Origin of the sequence: Streptomyces sp. NPDC059255, assembly GCF_042752355.1 — a bacterium.
Lineage (GTDB): Bacteria > Actinomycetota > Actinomycetes > Streptomycetales > Streptomycetaceae > Streptomyces.
Genome location: NZ_JBHYZP010000105.1, coordinates 1 through 1,505 on the forward strand (window position 1 = coordinate 1; position 1,505 = coordinate 1,505).

Below are 1,505 nucleotides of genomic sequence, written 5' to 3' on the forward strand. Positions count from 1 at the left end.
CGTTGTAAAAGATGGTTGGGAATCTACAAAAGAAACCGTCGACGAAGCCGGAAAGACAGCGAAAAAGGCAGTTGAAAAAGCGACAGGATACGACACGTATAAAAAGTATCAAAAGATGAAGCCGGAGCAGAAAAAGAAAGTCAAAAAAGCCGCTAAAGACAGTTTCATAGATGGGTTTTGGAACGGTCTTAAACGCGGTTTTGGCTTGAAGTAAAGGGGTGATTCTATGCAAGAGTTTACAAAGTCTATGCGGTTTATTATCACCTTTCTCTTTTTCGTTATCCTGCTGGGTATGTTCACAAATGAAAAAATAACGTACACGTTCTTGGTACTTGTTCTCGCAAGTATGGCAGTCCTGAACGTTGACAAGGTAAAACAAATCATGGGAGGTCTTGTGGATGGTTAACAAGTTTTTTGACGTGATTGCGGGTATCGGGATTCTCATTGGTATTTATCTGTTCCTGAAAAATGCCAAGTCTACGACTTCCATTATCAGCACAATCGCGAGCAATTCAATTTCAGGCATCAAAGTATTACAAGGGAGGTAAGGCGGCATGATGGAAGGCTATCACCTTCAAAACCGGGTTCATGCGCTTCAGGAGCTTTCACGTCCAGTGGAGCTACCTGACGCGCAGCTAGGTATTGGAGACGCTGAAGAATTACGCCCAACACATGCCAACTTCATTTACCCGATGGTTCCGAAAGAAGCATTGATCGACAAAGTAACAAACATGAGTATTGAGAAAGCGACAGTCGATCTAAACGGAAATCAGGTAGATGAAGAAAACTTCCCTAAGAATCATTATTTCGGTGATCCGATAGGAGGCTTATATTGGTATGGCGGAATTTGAACAAGTCGGTCATGAATCCGGGGGTCATTCCCCGGGTAAAAAGAAATTCCAATTAAACAAAAAGAATATTGTCATTATCGGGTCGGTTGCAATTGGGGTCTTTCTATTAGTCTCCCTTGTGACGCGTGGGCGTCCTGCTGAGGAAGAACAGTACGTGACTTCTGAAGCATTAGAGGGTGATTACTTGGATGGCAATCCTATGAATTCAAGCTTGGTTCAGGCACAGCTACAAAACAATCAATCTCTCATTGAAGGTAGCGTTGATACAGCCTTAAACAACTTTGCAAATGAATTGGGGCAGAACCAAGAATCATTTAAGTCAGATGTAATCGACACCATTACCGATATTGGCAAGGAAAACAAAACGTATGTTGACCAAGTAAAGGACAGCATTTCAAAACAGCTTGCCGATCAAGCGAAGAAATACAGCAACTTGGAAACAGAAAATGACCAGCTTCATAAAGAACTGGAAAAGCTGAAGAACGCGAAACCGTCAACACCTGCCAAAACGACAACACCTGCTAAAAAACCGTCAACCCCGGCTAAAAAGCCATCGCCAGCGAAAAAACCGTCTACACCAAAATACAAAACGGTGACGGTGAAAAAAGGTGACACGTTGTCAGAATTGACGCAGAAATATGGTAAGGGTGGTAC

At 42.7% G+C, this 1,505-nt stretch carries 3 protein-coding genes; all 3 read left to right on the forward strand.

Annotation, left to right across the window (positions count from 1 at the left end; genetic code table 11):
- Positions 1-214 (forward strand): hypothetical protein (locus tag ACFXKG_RS41235; protein ID WP_384850759.1); only part of this gene is annotated, 214 nt, incomplete at its 5' end.
- A gap of 340 nt (positions 215-554) precedes the next feature.
- Complete coding sequence (locus tag ACFXKG_RS41240; RefSeq protein ID WP_063336321.1) at positions 555-851, forward strand: hypothetical protein; 297 nt, start codon at positions 555-557, stop codon at positions 849-851.
- A partial coding sequence (locus ACFXKG_RS41245; protein WP_384850762.1) for a LysM peptidoglycan-binding domain-containing protein occupies positions 838-1,505 on the forward strand: 668 nt, incomplete at its 3' end. The genes ACFXKG_RS41240 and ACFXKG_RS41245, both read left to right, overlap by 14 nt.

What these genes read in the sequence shown, in the direction of transcription:
- ACFXKG_RS41240 (WP_063336321.1), top strand. Translation starts at nt 555, where the DNA reads ATGATGGAAGGCTATCACCTTCAAAACCGGGTTCATGCGCTTCAGGAG.